The 20175-nt window shown below is 50.4% G+C and carries 9 protein-coding genes, 4 tRNA genes and 1 pseudogene; 8 read left to right on the top strand and 6 right to left on the bottom strand.

Annotated features, from left to right (window positions below):
* From AYI96_RS07910 to AYI96_RS07940, 7 genes are all read left to right on the top strand, one after another.
* The coding region (locus tag AYI96_RS07910; RefSeq protein WP_144361369.1) for a type I secretion C-terminal target domain-containing protein at positions 1 to 5569 on the top strand (5569 nt) is incomplete at its 5' end.
* Between the two features lie 102 nt (positions 5570 to 5671).
* Positions 5672 to 7843: a type I secretion system permease/ATPase gene (locus tag AYI96_RS07915; RefSeq protein WP_039035384.1), complete on the top strand. Its 2172-nt coding sequence runs from the start codon at positions 5672 to 5674 to the stop codon at positions 7841 to 7843.
* Between the two features lies 1 nt (position 7844).
* A complete protein-coding gene (locus tag AYI96_RS07920) occupies positions 7845 to 9227 on the top strand; it encodes an HlyD family type I secretion periplasmic adaptor subunit (RefSeq protein ID WP_144361370.1) in 1383 nt (460 codons plus the stop codon).
* 33 nt (positions 9228 to 9260) lie between these two features.
* Positions 9261 to 10664 carry a TolC family outer membrane protein gene (locus AYI96_RS07925; protein WP_039035382.1) on the top strand — a complete coding sequence of 468 codons (1404 nt, stop codon included), beginning with the start codon at positions 9261 to 9263 and terminating at the stop codon, positions 10662 to 10664.
* A complete protein-coding gene (locus AYI96_RS07930) occupies positions 10664 to 11269 on the top strand; it encodes an OmpA family protein (RefSeq protein WP_039035381.1) in 606 nt (201 codons plus the stop codon). Before AYI96_RS07925 ends, AYI96_RS07930 begins: the two co-directional genes overlap by 1 nt.
* Before the next feature lie 17 nt (positions 11270 to 11286).
* The gene (locus AYI96_RS07935; RefSeq protein WP_039035380.1) at positions 11287 to 11994 is read left to right on the top strand and encodes a transglutaminase-like cysteine peptidase; all 708 of its coding nucleotides are present in this window, start codon (positions 11287 to 11289) and stop codon (positions 11992 to 11994) included.
* Positions 11995 to 12002: 8 nt separating this feature from the next.
* Positions 12003 to 13922 carry an EAL domain-containing protein gene (locus AYI96_RS07940; protein WP_071476439.1) on the top strand — a complete coding sequence of 640 codons (1920 nt, stop codon included), beginning with the start codon at positions 12003 to 12005 and terminating at the stop codon, positions 13920 to 13922.
* 152 nt (positions 13923 to 14074) lie between these two features.
* On the opposite strand, the pseudogene AYI96_RS07945 reads toward AYI96_RS07940, so the two are convergent.
* The 5 genes and pseudogenes from AYI96_RS07945 to AYI96_RS07965 form a co-directional block, all read right to left on the bottom strand.
* Positions 14075 to 14163, bottom strand: a pseudogene (locus AYI96_RS07945).
* 102 nt (positions 14164 to 14265) lie between these two features.
* Positions 14266 to 14342: transfer RNA gene (locus AYI96_RS07950), tRNA-Pro, on the bottom strand.
* Between the two features lie 62 nt (positions 14343 to 14404).
* Positions 14405 to 14481: transfer RNA gene (locus tag AYI96_RS07955), tRNA-Pro, on the bottom strand.
* Between the two features lie 331 nt (positions 14482 to 14812).
* A tRNA-His gene (locus AYI96_RS07960) sits at positions 14813 to 14888 on the bottom strand.
* Positions 14889 to 14929: 41 nt separating this feature from the next.
* Positions 14930 to 15006 (bottom strand) — tRNA-Arg (locus AYI96_RS07965).
* A gap of 220 nt (positions 15007 to 15226) precedes the next feature.
* On the opposite strand from AYI96_RS07965, the gene AYI96_RS07970 reads away from it, so the two are divergent.
* Complete coding sequence (locus tag AYI96_RS07970; RefSeq protein ID WP_144361371.1) at positions 15227 to 17881, top strand: diguanylate cyclase domain-containing protein; 2655 nt, start codon at positions 15227 to 15229, stop codon at positions 17879 to 17881.
* A 27-nt stretch (positions 17882 to 17908) separates the two neighbouring features.
* Here the strand turns inward: AYI96_RS07970 and rep are convergent, their stop codons facing one another.
* Positions 17909 to 19921 carry a DNA helicase Rep gene (gene rep / locus AYI96_RS07975; RefSeq protein WP_144361372.1) on the bottom strand — a complete coding sequence of 671 codons (2013 nt, stop codon included), beginning with the start codon at positions 19919 to 19921 and terminating at the stop codon, positions 17909 to 17911.
* Positions 19922 to 20175 lie beyond the last annotated feature (254 nt).

Genomic DNA, 20175 nt, shown 5'->3' on the forward strand with positions numbered 1-20175 from the left:
CTTCGACGTCAACCTGAGCAACACCGCCAGCAGCGCCACAACCCTGACGCTGACACTGGCCGGCAATAGCGCCACCAAAGGGGTGGACTTCAGCGATACCGAAGTCACTGTCACCATCAACGGGACAGCTCAGACTGTCAGCGTGAATGCGGACGGCACTTTCGAGGTGACAGTGCCGGCCAACACCGACAGTTTCACCGTGCAGGTCAATACCACTGATGACACCATCTTTGAGAGCACCGAAGACTATACGCTGAGCGGCACCGGCGCGAATGGCACGGTGACGGGCACCGCCCAGATCACCGACAATGACATTCTCGGAGGAGGCAGTATTAACCTATCTTTGCAAGATGCTGATACTGTTGGAGATAATCATGACACTGATAGTTCATTCCTTACATTCACAGCTAGTGGTGCGGCCGATATCATCGACTTCACGTTTGGTCCAACTTCAGGAATTACTGTCAGCGGTTTGGATGGGAATATTACCTGGCTCGTCGATAGCAGCTCCGGAGACTTGGTAGGAAGCATTGACGGTACACCAATGATTGTTTTATCACTTAATGGTGGCGTTATTGGCTCAGGTCAAACAGGTAATGTCAGTGTCACTGCAACTTTGCTGGATAACTTACAACATGGGAGTGTTCCTGTTGATATCGATTCAATCAATATCACAGGCATTGTTATTAACGCTGTCGATTCGCTCAATAATAGTGCCAGCGGCACAGTTAACCTTACTGTAGCGGATGATGAGGTCGTTCTGATTGCTGGTCCTCTGAATGGTACCAATGCTCCTGATACTTATATCGGTACGCTTGATACCAGTGGGGTAGATCAAGCTTACACCTCCGATCTCAGCGGCAACGTAAACGGCTGGGATGCTGGTTCTCAAACCTACTTTGGCGAGTCTGATATCACGGCCGGAGGCAAAACAGTCTTCTTCTTTGTCGATCCAAACAACCCGGATCAACTGTTCGCTTATACAAGCGATGAAAACCCTGCTACGGCCTATGATGCGTCTAACCCTGATCAGACGCTGATCTTTACTCTCAGCACAGATCCAAACAGCGACAGCTATCAACTGGATATACTACAGAGCATAGATAAGCTGAAAGAGATCGACATCGGCGCACTGGTTGGAGGTAAAGGCGGTATCAGTGGCACTGTGTATGTCACTTATGACAATGCTACCGGTGCCTACGACATTTACAACGATCCAAGCAAAGTGCCCTCTGATGCCGAAGTTGCTTTCACACTTTATGGCCGTGATGGCAACGGGGACTTGGCCGACGTCAATGGTACAGATAACGGCTTTGGGGTGGCTAACCCTTGGGTTTCCGGTGGTGAGACCCTTATCGTTGACTATGCAGACACAGTAGCCAGTGCCAGCTTTAACTTCAACGTCGGTAATAACGACCCTATGCTGGTGCACTACAAGGCCTATGACGCCAATGGCCAACTGTTGGGTGAAGGCGAAATCGGCCCCAACGAAATTATCAGTGATTTGGGCGCTATCGCCTATATCGAGTTGAGTGCTGTAACGCCTGACGGTGCCAAGTTCCAACTGACCGGCACAACCGCTCAGGAGATCGTCAGCTCAACAGAGCCTCTGGATCTGGACTTTGAGGTTGTAGTCACCGACAGTGACGGCGACCAGACCACTGGTAATCTGGATATTCACCTGGATGCACCAGGAGGCGCACCAGTCGCTATTATCTCCCATGCACTGGCCAGCCTGGATGAATTTGGTTTGCAGGATGACAATCTGGATACAGATCAACAATCGCTGCGCTTCAAGGCCGGTGACAGTGAACTTTCAGACTTCGGCTTCAACTATCAAAATGGTGACTTCAGCGGTATTAGAGTGGAAGGGATAAGAGAAAACTTCCCATTGAGCTGGCGCCTTGAGGGTGAGTATCTGATAGCTTCAATGCCGGGTAATGGCCCCAACAAAGATGTATTGAAGATAAGCCTGGATTGGTCTGCCATAGCGGCTGGCAGTGAAGGCAATATCATAGTCAACGCCGAGCTGATAGGGAATCTGCCTCATAGTATAGATGTCGACTCGCTGAAGATTTCAGGTATTGAGATTGTTGGTACAGATAACAACAACCAAACCGCTGTATCGACTCTGGATGTTAAAGTCGAGAAGTACACGGCTGCTGTGGATGATTACCAGGAAATCAATGAAGATCAGCTGGCAAGCGGCAACATTTTTGACAATGACACAGGTGAACTAAACAATGGCCAAGACCTTGAGTTGGCGAGCTTTACTGTAGCCGGGGATAGCCAAGTCTACAGCGCAGGAGAAGAAGTCTCGGTTGAAGGTGGCACTCTGGTTATCAACCTGAATGGTAGTTATACCTTCACTCCGGAAGCCAACTGGAACGGTACTGTGCCCGTTATCACCTATGTGACCAACAATGGTGATACTGCGACCCTGACTATCGAGGTCAACAGTGTCAACGACGCTCCGATTATCGTTACCACAACCAATGCCGTTGTCTCTGAGGAAGGCTTGACCAATGGCCTACCGGATTCAAACGGCAGCAGCGATACCACTGACAGTACCACTGCAAATGGCACTATCCAGCTTCAGGATGTGGATGCTGATGCACTGACTGTTAGCCTGACACCACCAAGTGGTATCACCTCAGGTGGCCAGACAGTTACCTGGCAGTGGGACGCAGCGACTCACACCCTGACAGGCTCTGTAGGTAACCTTGCAGTAATGTCTGTGGTACTGACACCGCCAGCGGGTAATGGCAGTGGTGATTGGGACTATCAGGTCAAGCTGTTGGGACCAATAGATCACCCAGATACCAGCATTGAAGATGTTAAAGATCTGACCTTTGGTGTCAGTGTCAATGACGGCAATGGCGGTACTGTCTCCGGCAGCTTCGTGGTCAGCGTTGAAGATGATGCGCCTTACATGCCGGATACCGCACCGGTAACGGCTACGGCAACCGATATCCCGGACACCCTGGTCGGTGCCTTCAATCTGACCGGTGACACTGATGATAGAGGGCAACTGAACTTTGATGGTTTCACCATCACGGCCAGAGGTTTCACCTCATCTACCGATCACACTCTGACCTCTGCAAACATTAACAGCAGTAGTTCAGGCATAGGGGTTGCCAGTGTTGGCTCGCCATACCACAACATAGATAACGAAATAGATTTCCGGGTATTTGCCGATGGCACTGGGGTTTCTGAAGAGATCATCATAGATCTGGACCCCAACACCCTGGCGTTCGGCATGAAGATAGAGTTTGCCAACATCTTTAAAGGTGAACTTGAAAGCGGTGTGGCCGAGTTCTGGCGTGATGGCCAACTGATATCCAGCCAAACTTTCAGCTCGGATAAAAACAACGGTGACTATGCGGCTGACTTTAACGTGCAGGATGGCGGCTTTGATAGAGTTGTTATCAAGGCAACCGACAACGGTAAAGCTCCCAGCCATGGAGACAACAGTGACTTCACCATCAAATCCTTAGAGTTCACTGGCACAGGCGACGCCCCGGCAATCGCCTATGCCTCTGGTGAAGTAACGGCCCAATGGGGCGCTGATGGCCAAGGCAGCCTTGCACTGGCCGGTATGACAGACACATCCCTGGTGACCGCCGACGGGGAAGCCGTTGAAGTGACCCTTTCAGGCAATACTTTGCTGGGTCAAACAGACTCGGGCGACTTGGTCTTTAAGCTGGAATTCACCCCTGGCACGGGTCACTGGGACTTCTATCAGTACCAGACGATGCAGGGCACCGAAGACGGCGACCTGGACTTTGCGGTCACGGTAACCGATGCCGATGGCGACTCTTACAGTGGCAATATCGCTGTGGTGCCTGTATTTAACTATCAGGTCACTGAAGCGGGCCCAGGCGGTCAAACGCTCAATTTGGGTAACGCCGAAGATATCGTTATCGGCGACCTGGATGGCTCAGTCGTGGTTCCCGGGCAGGATTACAATATCGCCTTTATGGTCGATAGCTCAGGAAGTATTGGATATCGGGCTATGGAGGCGATGAAACTTCAGTTGACTCAAGTATTTGAGACACTGAAAGCCAGCGCCGATTCAGATAATGCCGGCACAGTTAACATATTCCTGACCGATTTCGACTCTCAAGCTAATTTGTCAGTCAGCGTCGACCTGGGAGATCCAGATGCCCTGAGTAAGCTCCAAACCGTTATCGATAGCATGGATGGAGATTATTGGACCGGTGGTGGCACCAACTATGAAGATGTTATCAAGACAACGGCCAACTGGTTCCACAGCGATACGGCTCTTGCCAACAGTAACGCTGAGAATCTGGCATTCTTTATCACGGATGGCGCGCCATCTGTCTATCAGTACTATGAGGATACCAACCCGATAGTCAATCGAAAGACTGGCGAGACTCTGGATGACTTGGTCAACGTCAATAACTTTACTCTGGGTGAGGCGTTTTACGCCAATATCGGAGGAGAAGCGAGACTAATCATAGATGCCGACGGTAACCTTTATCAATGGAGCAAAGATAGAGGGGATTGGAGTCCGAATTATATTGGTCATATTCGAGCGCAAGGGGACGGTACTTACGAGATATCAAGCACCCTCAATGGTAATTACTGGGCATTGCAAAACGCCCTAAGTGCCCTGCCATTACTGACAGGCAATGATGTCATTGTGCAAGCCATAGGGATAGGTAACAATATTTCGACTGGCACATTGCAACAGTTTGACAGTGATGGAAATGTCCAAACCAATGTCTCTGCCGATGAACTAGCCGAGGCTATTCTCGGCAATGAAATCACCGATATACCTGGCTCAGATACCTTGGATGGCGGTGCGGGTAACGACATCATCTTCGGTGATGTGATTCGCTTTGATGGCATTCAAGGCCAGGGTTACAGCGCACTCAAAGCCTTTATTGCCGGCGAGTTGGGCCAAAGCGATGCAACCGATGCTGAAATTCACGGCTATATCAGCGAGCATCCTAACCTCTTTGATAAGTCAGGCATTAATGATATGGGTGACATCATCCGCGGCGGCGAGGGCAGCGATATCCTCTTTGGCCAAGGCGGTAATGATGAACTCTACGGCGACAATGGTAATGACATGCTGTTCGGTGGTAATGGCAACGACCTGCTGGTTGGCGGCAATGGTGATGATTGGCTCACTGGTGGTCAAGGCGTAGATACCTTCAGCTGGAAAGCAGGAGAAACCGGCACCGACCACATCACTGACTTTGAACTCAACAAAGATAAGCTGGATCTCAGTGAGCTACTGTTGGGTGAAGAGCACAACTCACTGGAGCAATATTTCCAGTTCAGTGTTGCTGATGGCAATACCACCATCTCTATCGATGCGGATCTGGACGGTGAATTCGATCAGCATATAGTGCTCGACGGTGTCGACCTGTTTGCGGAATACGGCAGTGATGAAAGCGACATTATCAATGGCCTGCTGGGAAGTAACGGCGATGGTCCTCTGCTTGTCGATACTCAATCGGCCAATCCAGGTGCTTCCTATGTCAGCCAGAGTAGTTCTTCTGGGCTGGAGCAGTCAAAACCAGACGAAGTGTATTAAAAGCTCTTTGATTTGAAGGCCGGCCTATATTGCAATTCGCAATATAGGCCGGCATGGCTGATACTAGAATTAATCATATAAAACGAAAGGATAAGTCGTTCTGTGACCGCATCCGCTTCACCTAAACCTGAACAATGGACTATCTCGGCTTCCCAGCGAGTCACTGTGGACCCTCTGCTCGATAGCCTGGTTCTATTGACAGAATACTTCGGCAGCCCCTGTTCCAGCGAGTCTCTGGCGGCAGGCCTCCCCTTGTCTTCAGCCATTTTGTCACCGGAACTGGTGCCACAGGCTGCTGCCAGGGCCGGTCTGACGGCAAAGCTTTCCCGTAAAGGCTTGAATCAGGTTACTGCCATTCAGCTTCCTTGTATTTTGCTTTTGAAAGACAAGAAAGCTTGCATCCTGCGCGAACTGGATCTGGAACAACAACATGCGGTGATCCAACTGCCGGAAACCGGCGGCGAACAACGCCTATCTATAGAAGAGTTGGAAACCCTCTATGTAGGCTATCTGTTTCTGGTGAAACAACAGTACCGTGGCGATATGGGATTTGATGTCTATCATCATGACCACAGTAAACACTGGCTACTGCAAACCATTAAAGACTCGGCCCCCATCTATCGTGATGCACTGATTGCCTCAATCCTGGTGAACTTGTTTGCCCTGGTTTCACCGCTGTTTATCATGAACGTCTACGATAAAGTGGTGCCCAACCTGGCGTTCGAATCACTGTGGGTTCTGGCTATCGGAGCCGGTATTGCTTATCTGTTTGATTTGGTCATGAGACAGCTGAGAAGTTACCTTATCGATGTTGCCGGTAAGAAAGTCGACATCATAGTCTCATCGCGACTGTTCTATAAGGCAATCGGCATTCCCCTCGAAAACCGCTCGGCCAGTGTCGGTGGCATGGCGCGTCAGTTGGGTGAGTTTGACAGCATCAGGGAGATCCTCACCTCGGCAACAATAACCACGCTGGTTGATCTACCCTTTGCATTATTGTTTGTGTTGATTATCTATCTGGTCGCAGGCGATCTGGCGCTAATCCCCCTTGTCGCTAGCCTCATCATCATCGGCTATACCTTGATTGTCCAACCCAGGCTCAAGACCGCTATTGAGGAAAGCAATAAATTTGCCAGCCTCAAGCATGGCCACTTGATCGAAAGTCTCGCCTCTCTGGAATCCATTAAATCCTATGGGGCAGAAGGCCTGGTACAGAAAGCCTGGCAGCAGATGATAGGTCACACAGCCAATTGGCAGTTGCGCTCGAAAAAGCTCTCCAACTCAGTGGCCAATGTCGCCAACTTTGTGGTGCAGCTGACCGTCGTCAGTGTCGTTATTCTAGGGGTTTACCGGGTTGCCGATAATGATATATCCATGGGTGGGATCATTGCTGCTGTGATGCTTGCCAGTAGGGCCGTTGCGCCTATGGCACAGCTGGCTAATTTAATGACCCGAGCCAACCAAACTGCCAGCGCGCTGAGACAGCTGGATCAGATAATGACCCAGGAAGATGAATTTGAAAACAAAGGCCACCTTGTCAGCAAACAACGATTGATGGGCAAGATAGAAGCCGACGACCTCAGCTTCAGCTACCCCGGCTCGGAAAAACCTGTATTGCACCCCTTCGCCTTGAGGATCCGTCCCGGCGAGCGGATAGCCATTATCGGCCGTAACGGCAGCGGCAAGAGTACTCTGGCCAAGCTGTTGGTTGGACTGTTTAAACCCAGCAACGGTAGCCTAAGATACGATGGCATAGATAGCGCCCAGATCCACCCGAGCGATCTACGCCGTAACTTCGGCTATCTGCCACAGGATGTCACCCTGTTCCACGGTTCGGTTCGGGACAATATTCTCTTCGGCACCCGTCAGGTCACAGAACATCAGTTGATCCGAGCCGTACAGCTCTCCGGAGTCAACCTGTTTACCGACTTGGAATCAGAAGGCCTGGATCAACAGGTAGGTGAAGGCGGCCATTCGCTGTCCAGAGGACAGCGTCAAACAGTGGCCTTGGCCAGAGCCATACTCAATGACCCACCAGTGCTGTTGATGGATGAACCCACAGCCAGCTTGGATGCCAGAGCCGAGAAGCAATTCATGCGCTCGATGCATAATGTCAGCCGCGACAGAACCTTACTGATCATCACCCATAAGATGCACCTGCTGAATCTGGTAGATCGCATCATAGTGATGGATAGAGGCCACATCATTGCCGATGGTCCCAAAGACAAGGTGCTCGAAAAGCTCAACCAAGGGCTGATGGCAGGAGGCAAGTAATATGAATAAGCACCTGACTTCTGATGACTTGGAAATGGTAGACGATGTCTACGGCGCCATGATGACAGATGCACCCACCAGCCACAGATTGATTATCTGGTCGCTGGCGGCGATGATACTCTGCTTCCTCACCTGGGCCTATTTTGCATCCCTCGACCGAGTTACCAAAGGCACGGGTAAAGTGATCCCCTCTTCCCAGGTTCAGGTCATCCAAAGTCTGGATGGCGGCATTTTGAAAGAGATGTACGTTCAGGAAGGCATGCTGGTCAAACAAGGTGAGCCCTTGGTACGCATAGACGATACCCGTTTTCGTTCCGATGCCGCCCAGCAGGAGCAAGAGGTCTATAGCCTGCAGGCCAATGTTATTCGCCTTCAGGCCGAACTGAATAGCATCTTTATCTCGGATATGACCAACGACTGGCGCGAACAGCTAAAAATCACCAAGATCCCGCTGGTATTTCCTGCCGAGTTGACAGAAAAAGAACCCGAACTGGTCAGGCGCCAGCAGGAAGAATACGCCGGACGCCTGGATAACCTCAGCAACCAAGTGGAGATCCAGGCAAGACAAATTCAACAGCGGCAACAGGAAACCGAAGAGTTAACCTCGAAAATCGGCACCTTGAGTACCAGTTACCGCTTGGTCAGCCGTGAACTGGAACTGACCAAACCTTTGGCACAAAAAGGCATAGTGCCCGAGGTGGAACTCTTGAAACTGGAACGTACAGTTAACGACATTCAAGGCGAGCTGGCGACCCTCAGGGTGATGCGCCCCAAGCTCAAGGCCAACATGGATGAGGCGATTCTCAAACGTCGGGAAGCGGTATTGGTTTATGCCGCCGATTCCCGCGCACAACTGAATGAGATGCAGGCCAAGCTGGCACGCATGAATGAAGCCCAGGTAGGCACCAAGGATAAAGTCAGCAAAGCCGTTATCACCTCACCGGTCAACGGAACCATTAAAACCATAAATATCAACACACTTGGAGGAGTAGTCCAACCTGGTATCGATATTATGGAGATAGTCCCTTCCGAAGACCAACTGCTGATCGAAACCCGAATTTTGCCAAAGGATATCGCTTTCCTGCATCCGGGGCTGCCCGCCATAGTTAAAGTTACTGCCTATGATTTTACCCGTTACGGCGGATTAAAAGGCACTGTGGAACAGATAAGTGCAGACACCACTCAGGATGAAGAGGGCAACAGCTTTTATTTGGTAAAAGTGCGGACCGAAGAGTCCAGCTTAATTAAAGACGATGGCACTGAGATGCCCATTATTCCCGGCATGTTGACCTCTGTTGACGTAATTACCGGGAAAAGAACTGTCCTTGAGTACATACTTAATCCCATTCTAAGAGCCAAAGAAACAGCGTTAAGAGAACGCTAGGCTCATAGTCACAATAAACCTGGAGGGTTTAGCATGAACAAGAAAGTTACTCGGCTGGTGAAACCCAGTGCCTTGGCACTGGCGATTACCGGGCTGATGTTGCCCACGGCAGGGTTTAGTCAGACCCTGGAACAAGCCGTAGCGCAAACATTGGATACCAACCCGGAACTACGACTTGCCTTTAACCGTTTCAAAGCTCGTGAAGAGCAGGTAAACCAGGCGATAGCCGGTTACATGCCAACGGTAGATATTACCGGTGGTTATGGCTATGAATACACAGACAGTCCGGCTACCCGCCGCCGTTTGGCCGGCACCACGGATGATGAAATTGAACTAAAACGGGGCGAATTCGGTGTCAGCATCAAGCAGATGCTGTTCGACGGCTTCTTTACCAGCAGTGAAGTCGACAGATACAGCTTCGAAGCCAGTGCCGATCAATGGGCGCTGTTTGCCGCTGCTGAAGATATGGCGCTGGATGTTGCCAAGGTCTATATCAACTATATACGTAGCGAGCAGGTGTTGACGCTGGCAGAGAAAAACCTCAAGAGCCACCAGGACATCTACGAGCAGATCAAGCAACGTACCGATTCGGGCTTGGGCTCTACCGCGGATCTGTCGCAAATCACAGGTCGTCTAGCTCGCGCCAATGCCAACGTAGTGTCTGCACGCAATAACTTCCTCGATGCCAAGAGTCAGTTTTTCCGCATTACTCATCAGCAACCGGAAGACCTGATAGTACCGGTTCCGGATGCCGATATGTTGCCGGCGGACGTAGACTCCAGTATCAAGATGGCCCAGGAGCACCATCCCATTCTCAAATCGGCCGCCAGTGATATCCGCGCCGCCGAATATGAGAAGTCTTCGGCTCAATCCAACTACTACCCCAAGATCACGCTGGAAGTAGAAGGTAACATGAACAACAACCTGGACGGTGAAGACGGCTTTAGCCGGATCGCCAGCCAAAATGTCGGTGGCCACAACAATGACATTCTTGCCATGGTGAGAGTGCGTTACAACCTGTTCGCTGGTGGCCGTGATTTAGCCCGTGAAAAAGAAGCCAGCTACAAGATAGGTGAAGCGAAGGAGATCCGTGAGCGCGCCTATCGTGAAGTGGTTGAAGGCGCCAACCTTGCCTGGAACGCATACGAGTTCCTGGGACCACAGAAGCAATATATTCGCGATCATGTCATTGCAGCCAAGGACACTCAAGTCGCCTACTCACAGCAATTCAACCTGGGTCAGCGTACCCTGCTCGACTTGCTGGATACCGAGAATGAACTGTTTGAAGCCAGGAAAGACTATCTGACCGCCGAGTATGACGAAGTGATTGCCAAATACCGCGTACTCAATGCCACAGGACAACTACTCGACTCGCTTAGAGTCACTCGCCCCGATGTATGGAAAGGGGAGCGTGAATATGAAGGAGGAGTTAAATAATGAAACTCTTTATCACTCTGCTTAGCGTCGCCATACTGGCGGGTTGCTCAATGCGTGACACTGTATCCATGGATCAACCGACGGCTCAGGTCAACGACCTCAATGATCATGACAGAGACGGTGTTATTGAAGCCCGTGAACGCTGCTCAGGCACTGTCGAAGGTGCCAACATTGATAACTATGGTTGTGGTAAGATCAAGCCTATCAATGAACGCTCCGAGTTGAAGATACTTTTTGCCAACGATTCCTTCTACATAGATCCTCAGTATTATGATCAAATTGGTGTCATTGCTGACTTTATGAAGCAATATCCCAGCACCAAGGTGACCATCGAAGGGCACTGTAGCCGTACCGGTAGCTATGATCACAACCTGAAGCTATCGCAAAATCGGGCAAATGCCGTAACCAAAGTGCTGAAAGATCAATTCGGCATTACCGCCGATAGACTAACCGCAGTAGGTTACAGCTACGATAAACCTGTAGATCCAACAGACACTCAGTTGGCCCACAAACGTAACCGCCGGGTTATCGCCGAGGTAACAGGCGAGGATACTATGGCCGATATGAAGTGGAACATCTACACTGTGGATCAAGAAGTGAAATAGGACCTTGATATCCCCATATGACAGGCAGGCTCAACCAGTATTCACTGCTCAGAAGGGTCTGCCATTACACAGTACTGGCATCGACTCTGGCCGTGTCATGCCTGTACGCCGCATCCACCCAACAGCTAGACGCCAACAGCATTACCAAAACGCTGGAATCACGTTATGGCGAGCGGGCAGGCCTCAGGGCCAGAGCCTGGTTCAAGATACTGGACGAGGCGCAAGGGTTGGACGATATGGGAAAAATCACCAAGGTAAACAACTTCTTTAACCTGTTTCGCTTTGTAGATGATAGCAAACTCTGGGGGATGGCTAATTACTGGGCCACCCCTTTGGAGTTTATCGGAGTAAATGGCGGTGACTGTGAAGACTTCTCCATCGCCAAATACTTCACACTGCTGCAGTTGGGCATCCCTGAAGACAAGATGCGCATCACTATGGTTAAAGCAACCAGTGTTAATCAGTACCATATGGTGCTGGCCTATTATGAGACGCCCTCCTCTGTCCCTCTTATTCTGGACAATCTGGACCGCGAGCTCAAACCGGCAACACAACGTGGAGATCTGATCCCGGTATACAGCTTTAACGGTAAACAATTGTGGCTAAACAAAGAGAAAGGACGCGGTGTATTAGCAGGATCATCCGCTCGCTTGGAAAAGTGGAATGATCTGAGACACAGATTAGGGGCTGATCGCTTGCGTCAGCCAAAATTAAAACTGGAGTAGCTACAGCAATGACACTGTTTCGACAGATATACTCGTTACTGTTTGGGCTGTTTCTCTTGGTTGTCGCCAGTGTGGGCTATGTGCAATTCAATGAGACCCAGAACTTTCTAACCGAGCAGATGGAGTCGGACCTCAATAATGTCAGCCATTCATTGGGATTGATGTTGGTTCCATCACTGGAGGCCGGTGATCTCGCCACCGCAGAAACCATGGTTAATGTCATCTTCGAGGGAGGCTATTACCAACAGGTGAAGCTAACTTGGCTGGTTGATGGCAAACAGCAGGTCTGGAATAACAATATCCGCATCGAAGATGTTCCCCAATGGTTTATCAATCTGGGGATCTTTACCCCTTTGCGTAAAGAAAGCACCATTACTTCAGGTTGGCTGCAACTGGCCAAACTGGAAATTACCGCACACCCTGGGTTTGGTTACCACGAACTGTGGCGCATTATGAGCCATACCTTAATAGCCTTTTCAATTCTATTTTTGGTCGCCATATTGTTTGCACGCCTGGGCCTGACATGGATCCTCAGCCCGCTGCACTCCATTGCCGAACACGCTAAAAGCATTGCCAAACGGGAATTTGGCCCGGATATGCCGCTGCCTAAAACCCTGGAACTCAGGGATGTAGTCAACGCCTTTAACAGCATGTCAGCCCAGCTGAAGAAAATTTTCAGTTCTCTGGATGAAGAAGTCACTGCACTCAGGAAAAAGAATCTGGTGGATCAGGTATCCAACCTGCCTAATCGTCAGTATATGATGGGCCGCGTTGGCGGTTGGCTAGGTGAACCCGGCAGCGGCGCTCTGATGATGGTCAAGTTCGACTGGCTCGAAGAAGTCCACAGCAAGTATGGCTATCAGGTACGGGACGAAACCATCAAGCTGCTTTCAGAAAAACTGCAGCATGAGTTGGGCGAAATCTGTGAATCTGTCATTGCCCGTATCGCCGCCTATGAATTTGCTTTCTTGATCACCAATGTTGAACGTGAACAATTGAGTAAGTATCTACAAACCCTGATCCGTACAACCAACCAGGAAATGGTCAAGGCGGGTTGTAAGCCCAATGAAGATTACGCCATAGGTATTGCCGAACGTATCGGGCAGATGACCAGTTCCGAGCTGCTGGCGCGCTCGGATAACGCCCTGCAAATCGCCCTCAAGGAAGGCAAGGTTTATCACTGGTTGGAGACCAACGAACAGCAGTTGTTCAGTCGTGAGCAGTGGCGCGATAAGCTTACCGACGCAATTAACCGCAAACAATTCCGTTTCCGTTGGCAAGCTGTGCACTATCAAGGGTCTGACAATATACTGCAGCGGGAACTTTTCTGTCAGTTGCAAATAGGTGACAAACTGGTGCATGCAGGCCAGTTCATGCCTTATGTCGAGCTTTTGTCTCTGGGTAGCTTGCTCGACCGCTGCCTGATTGAAAAGATCAGTGAAGATGAGTTGTTGGAGAAGAATGCCGAAGCCATTGCGGTTAACCTGACCCATCACAGCATCAGCGATCCCAAGTTCCACGAATGGCTCAATCACTTCCTGCGTAACAGCCGCCACGCAAGTCGTTTGGCCTTTGAGTTACCTGAAGCCGCCATCTATACCGATATTGACGCCTGCCAGGCGCTGTGCACCATAATTCGCGACAATGGCGCCAGCATAGGGATAGACCACTTCGGCCGTCAGTTCGGCTCCATGTCTTATCTGCAAAGCCTGCGGCCGGCTTATGTCAAGCTGGACCAATCCTTTGCTCAATATGATGAAAATCAGCACAACAGCGAATTGTGCCGGGCATTGGTCAACGTAGCCCGAGGATTGGAAATCGATGTGATAGTGACAGGCATCCAGGAAAAAGCGCAATTGGAGCGCTTTACACCACTCAAGACCCAAGCATACCAAGGCTTTATTTCACCACCTGTGAATGTTGAGTAACAGATATAGGGCTCCCTTCGGGGAGCCTTTGTTTTAGGCTAAGCCGTCGAAACAGGGAAGCTCCAAGATACTCGCGCACCTTGAGGATAAAAACAGGAAGGCTTTGAATGCTAAAAAAAAAAGCCCCTGATTTCTCAATAGCTTAAGTGTTTTGGTCGGTGATAGAGGATTCGAACCTCTGACCCTCTGCTCCACTCTGGTTTCCAAGTCAGGATACGCTACCAGGCTGCGCTAATCACTGAATTCCACTTGTACCCATGAGAATATCTTTAAGGTCATCACAAGCTCGAAACTATGAAGATAAAAACAAAAAGCCCCTGATTTCTCAGGGGCTTAAATGTTTTGGTCGGTGATAGAGGATTCGAACCTCTGACCCTCTGCTCCCAAAGCAGATGCGCTACCAGGCTGCGCTAATCACCGAAATACTGCGTTGCTGAATACTTTCCAGCTTTTACCCGACGTAAAGTCAGATAAATCAAATTTGGTCGGTGATAGAGGATTCGAACCTCTGACCCTCTGCTCCCAAAGCAGATGCGCTACCAGGCTGCGCTAATCACCGAAATATTGCTTTATTGGGTACCTTGATAGGAAGAGGGTCACCCTCTGCTCCACTCTGGTTCCCAAACCGGGATGCGCTACCAGGCTGCGCTAATCACCGAAATATTGCTTTATTGGGTACCTTGATAGGAAGAGGGTCACCCTCTGCTCCACTCTGGTTCCCAAACCGGGATGCGCTACCAGGCTGCGCTAATCACCGAAATATTGCTTTGTTGGGTACCTTGATAGAAAGAGGGTCACCCCCTGCTCCACTCTGGTTCCCAAACCGGGATGCGCTACCAGGCTGCGCTAATCACCGTAAGATTTGAAGCCGACTCGCTTCACGAAAGAAGTGGGGTGACTGATGGGACTTGAACCCACGACAACCGGAATCACAATCCGGGGCTCTACCAACTGAGCTACAATCACCACTGATATTTCTTTCACTGACTGGCACGCTTGAATCAAACTGGTGCGCCCAGAAGGATTCGAACCCTCGGCCTCACCCTCCGGAGGGGTGCGCTCTATCCAGCTGAGCTATGGGCGCCCGCCGTGTCAGCGCCGCATATAGTAGGTGGATTTCCCCCCCACGTCTACACCTGATTTGCTTTTTTTCGGTTGTTTGCTCAAGTTTTGACTGAAACAGTACAACAAATATCCGACACCAGCCAAAAAATTGACTTGGATAATACTATGTTTCATGTTATTTCTATCCTTTGATTAAAAACCATACAAAGCTATTATCATTTTGTTCCTCGGCGGATAACATGTTTAGGGATGACGCTTTCCATCAGAATTCGGCTCTGGAAATCTCAAGACTGAAAAAACGAGTTGCCAGACTCAAACGTCTGGCGGCCAAATATAAACGAGCCGAAGCCACCCAAAATGCACTGCTGGAAATCTCCAATATTGCCAACAAGGCTACCTCTATGGAGGGCTTCTATCAGGGCATGCATCTATGTCTTAAGCAACTGATCCCTGCCGACAACTTTTATATCTCTCTGCTTGATGCCCAGAAACAACATCTTGAGCTACCATTTTTCTCCGATGAAAAAGACTCCCACCCTTCCGAACTCTATCCAGGACAAGAGTTATCCCAACTTTTAACGCAAGGCCTTACCGGCTATGTGTTGCGAACTGCCACCCCCCTGCTTTGTGACGAACATAAGGCAAAACAACTGGCCGATGCCGGCGAAATCATAGCTCTAGGGTCATCCTGTCATCAGTGGCTTGGAGTACCCATAATACAAAATGACAGAGCTATTGGTGTCTTGGTGGTGCAAAGCTACAACCCAGCCAGTTCCTACGGCGAGATGGAGTTTGAATTAATGGCTTTTATTAGTCATCACATCGCAGGAGTCATGGAACGGTTGCGGCATCATGAGCAACTTGAACAAGCCATCAGCCAAAGAACCCAGGAGCTGAGCCAGGCCTATGGTAGATTAAAACAGGAAGTTTATGAGAGACGCCGAGCCGAGAGACTACAAAAGTCCCTGTTTGAGATAACCGAACTGTCTTCCTCCAACTTGGATGATCGCGAGTTTTATACCGAGCTGCACCGGGTTCTCTGCCATTTGCTACCAGCCAACAACTGTTACATCGCCTTGCTGGATGAAACCGCAACTGAGCTGCACTTTCCCTTCTATGTTTCTCAACTCAATGATACCGCCCCCAAGTGTCGCCCCTTGATGGATGGACTGGTGGAATACCTACTCAGGTTAAAACGTCCTGTGTTGCTGGATCAAAGCGATATCCAATCTCTGGTGTGCACCAAAGAGATTTACAGCAAGGCACCTGAACTGAATCAAACACAGAACATGCACCAGTGGATCGGCGTGCCGTTATTTATTCAGGACAAAATTGCCGGTGCCCTGACTATCTATAGTTTCAGCATGCATCAGAACTACCAGTTCAAGGATCTTGAGCTGCTGACTTTTGTGTCGCAGCATATCGCCACGGCCATCGAACGTAAGCTGGCGACAGAGGCGCTGAAACGTAGCAAAGAAGCACTGGAAGAAAAGATTCTGGAACGCACCCGTGAACTGGCCACCACCAACCAAGAGTTACAGAAAGAGATCTGCCAGCGCCGTAAGGCCGAGCAGCAACTGCTACACGACGCCAAACATGATGGCCTGACGGGTCTACCCAATAGGCTGATGTTTATGGAACGATTGAACCAGGCAGTTAAACATAATCGCCGTCATCTACAAGATAAATTCGCACTCTTGTTCGTCGATCTCGACCGTTTCAAATTGATTAACGATACCCTGGGGCATCTGGAAGGCGACAAGTTTCTGGTGGAGACCGCCATTCGCCTGAAGTTTTGTATTCGCGACAATGACACTCTCGCCCGTCTGGGCGGGGATGAATTTGTGATTTTGCTGGACGGGTTACGCACAACCGACGATGCCAAAGAAGTCGCCGAGCGGATCCTCAAAGAACTGTCACGCCCTTATGAGCTGGCCGATAAACAGTTCAACTCAGGCGCCAGTATCGGCATAGCCGTCAGCGGCCATCACAGGGATGACACCAGTGAGTCCATTCTGCGAGATGCCGACACCGCCATGTACATGGCCAAAACCCGCGGCAAGGGTTGCTATGTGGTATTTGATGAAAAATCCCATCAGCAATTGATGCAGGACGTAAGCCTGGAAAATGAGTTGAGAACCGCCCTGGATACCCAGCAAATCCAGCTCAGTTACTTTCCGGTGCAAGACCTCAAGACAGGGCAGCTTCAAGCCCTGGATGTGCGTCTGTATTGGCCCCATCCACAACACGGTAAAATCAAACAACAACAGCTTGCCAACTTGGCAGAGCAAGCCAACTTACAGCTGGAGCTGGACAGATACGCAATAGAAGCGCTGAACAGTGAACTTCCCAAGCTGCAACTCAATTCAGGCACCAAGTTACATCTGGCCATATGTAGCCAGCACCTCAAGCATAAACATGCACTTCGCAGCCTGAAAAACTGCCTGAGAAACTGCCAGTTCACACTTACCGACCTATGTTTGTTCTTCAACGAACAAGCTTTGGCCCGGGATCTGGAAAGCCATATTAACGGCTTTGAGGTACTTAAACGCTTGCAGGTCACTCTGGGGATCACAGGCTATGGCAGTGGTTACAGCCCTTTGGTCAGCCTATCTTTTCTGCCGGTGAATGTGCTGAGACTGGATGCCAGCTTAGTCTCGCATCTGCAAAGCCCACATCATAGACGTTTACTCAAAGCAATAAACCTAAGTGCAGGCGCATTGGAACTCGAATTGGTATTGGATGGCGTCAACACCCAAGAGCAAAAGCAGCAACTGGCACAAATGGGCTTTAACTCAGGCCAGGGACAAGCTCTTGGGAGTCGCTTGAGCGCCGCCGGCAGCAAAGGTAACAGCACCGAAACCATAGATACGGCAACCCAAGTTTGCGCCTAAGCCGTGTTTTGAAACCGGCTCTAACCCTTACTTCTTGAACATATCCCGTAGGTTGGCGATATTGGCCTTGCCGGTTTCCATCCTTTGCTGCTCACTCTGCTGCGGCTTGCGGTTTTCCCAGATAAGGTCGTCCTGAGGCAGTTCCATCAAGAAGCGGCTGGGTTCGCAACGCATGGTTTCACCGAATTGACGTCGCTCACGACAGAGCATAAACCACAGTTCCTTTTGAGCCCGAGTGATGCCAACATAAGCCAGACGCCGCTCTTCATCGACATTGTCTTCATCTATACTGGTTTGATGCGGCAAAATCCGCTCTTCCACTCCCACCATAAACACATAGGGGAACTCCAGCCCCTTGGAGGCGTGCAGCGTCATCAATTGCACCTGATCGCCGCTCTCATCCTCATTGTTTCTTTCCATCATGTCTCTGAGCGTAAGCCTATTGACCACTTCAGGCAGGCTCATGGGCTCATCCAGATCGTCACCGGCCAGCATCTCGGTCACCCAGCGATACAGTTCGGAGATGTTCTTCATCCGCATCTCGGCGGCCTTGGCGCTGGTGCTGGTCTCATAGAGATAATCTTCGTAGTTGATCTTGCGGATCAACTGCTTGATGGCATCAACGCCCTCACCGCGCTGAGCTATTTCACCGGTATCGACGATGAAGCGACCAAACTCATACAGTGATCCCATGGCCGCCGGAGGCAGATGATGATTCAATTCAGGAGCAAAAATCGCCTCGAACATGGAGATATGTTTCTGATTGGCAAAATTCCCGAGTTTTTCCAGGGTTGCCGGGCCAATCCCGCGCTTGGGCAGGTTAACGATACGCAGGAAAGCGTTATCGTCATCCGGATTCACCACCAAGCGCAGATAGGCCATGATGTCCTTGATTTCGGCTCTGGCAAAGAATGAGGTGCCACCGCTGAGCTTATAGGGGATACGGTTGGTCATCAGCGCCCGTTCCAGCAAGCGGGACTGGTGATTCCCGCGATAGAGAATGGCGTATTCCCCATAGCTGGTCTTGCCCATAAACTTGTGACGAATGATTTCAGCCACTACCCGCTCCGCTTCCTGCTCTTCGTTGGCGGCAAACAGTACCCGCAGCGGCTCGCCATAGGCCAGCTCACTGAACAGCGATTTATCATACACATGGGGGTTGTTGGCGATCAGAATATTGGCCGCCCGCAATATTCGCTGACTGGAGCGATAGTTTTGTTCCAGCTTGATAAGCTTGAGCTCGGGAAAATCTTTACCCAGCAGCACCAGGTTTTGCGGCTTGGCACCGCGCCAGGAGTAGATAGACTGGTCGTCATCGCCCACGACAGTAAAACGCGCCCGCTCACCCACCAGCAATTTAACCAGTTCATACTGGCTGGTGTTGGTATCCTGATATTCATCCACCAGCAGGTAACGGATCCGTGCCTGCCAACGGGCCCTGACATCGGTGTTATGCCGCAGCAATAGGGTTGGCAACAGAATAAGGTCGTCAAAGTCCAACGCATTGTAAGCCTTCATATGCTGGGCATAACGTTGATACAAGAGTGCAAACAGTTGCTCCTGTTCACCCTTGGCTATCTTGCGGGCGTGATCCGGGATCACCAAGCCCCCCTTCCAATTGGAGATCATGGTCGCCAGCGCCCGCAGCAGATCTTTATCCTCCTGCAGCTCGTCCTGGGTTAATTCCTTGAGTAGCGCCAAGGTGTCCTGATCATCGAACAAAGAAAAGCCGGCCTTGAGGCCCAATGTCTTGTGTTCACGCTTGATAATTTCCAGCCCCAGAGTATGAAAGGTAGAAATCCACAGTCCCCTGGCTTCCTTGCGGCCCATGGATTGAGCCACCCGCTCTTTCATCTCCCGCGCAGCCTTATTGGTAAAGGTCACTGCGGCAATATGCTTGGCCTGATAACCACACTTCTGCACCAGGTGGGCTATTTTGTTGATGATAACCCGGGTCTTGCCACTACCGGCGCCAGCCAATACCAGGCAGGGACCGGAAACATAATGGACGGCTTCATTCTGGGCAGGATTAAGTTTCATGGGTTATCGATATCTCACACAAGGACACTCTAGAGGCAGGGATCATACCAGAATCAATGCCGGAGACAGCCCCCAAATCCCGTTAGGGAAACTTCTGGCAAAGGACCTGGGCCATTTGCTGAGCTCCAATTCTTGCTTCCAGGTCTGTAAGCCAAAGCAGAGCACTCATGGGACGGGTTCGCATCTTCCTTAGGTTAGCCTTGGGTTCAATGCAGCCTATAAGTTACAATCAGTTAAAACCTTGCCAGTGGATT

The organism is Shewanella sp. MSW, from assembly GCF_007636515.1.
Taxonomy (GTDB): Bacteria; Pseudomonadota; Gammaproteobacteria; order Enterobacterales; family Shewanellaceae; genus Shewanella; species Shewanella indica.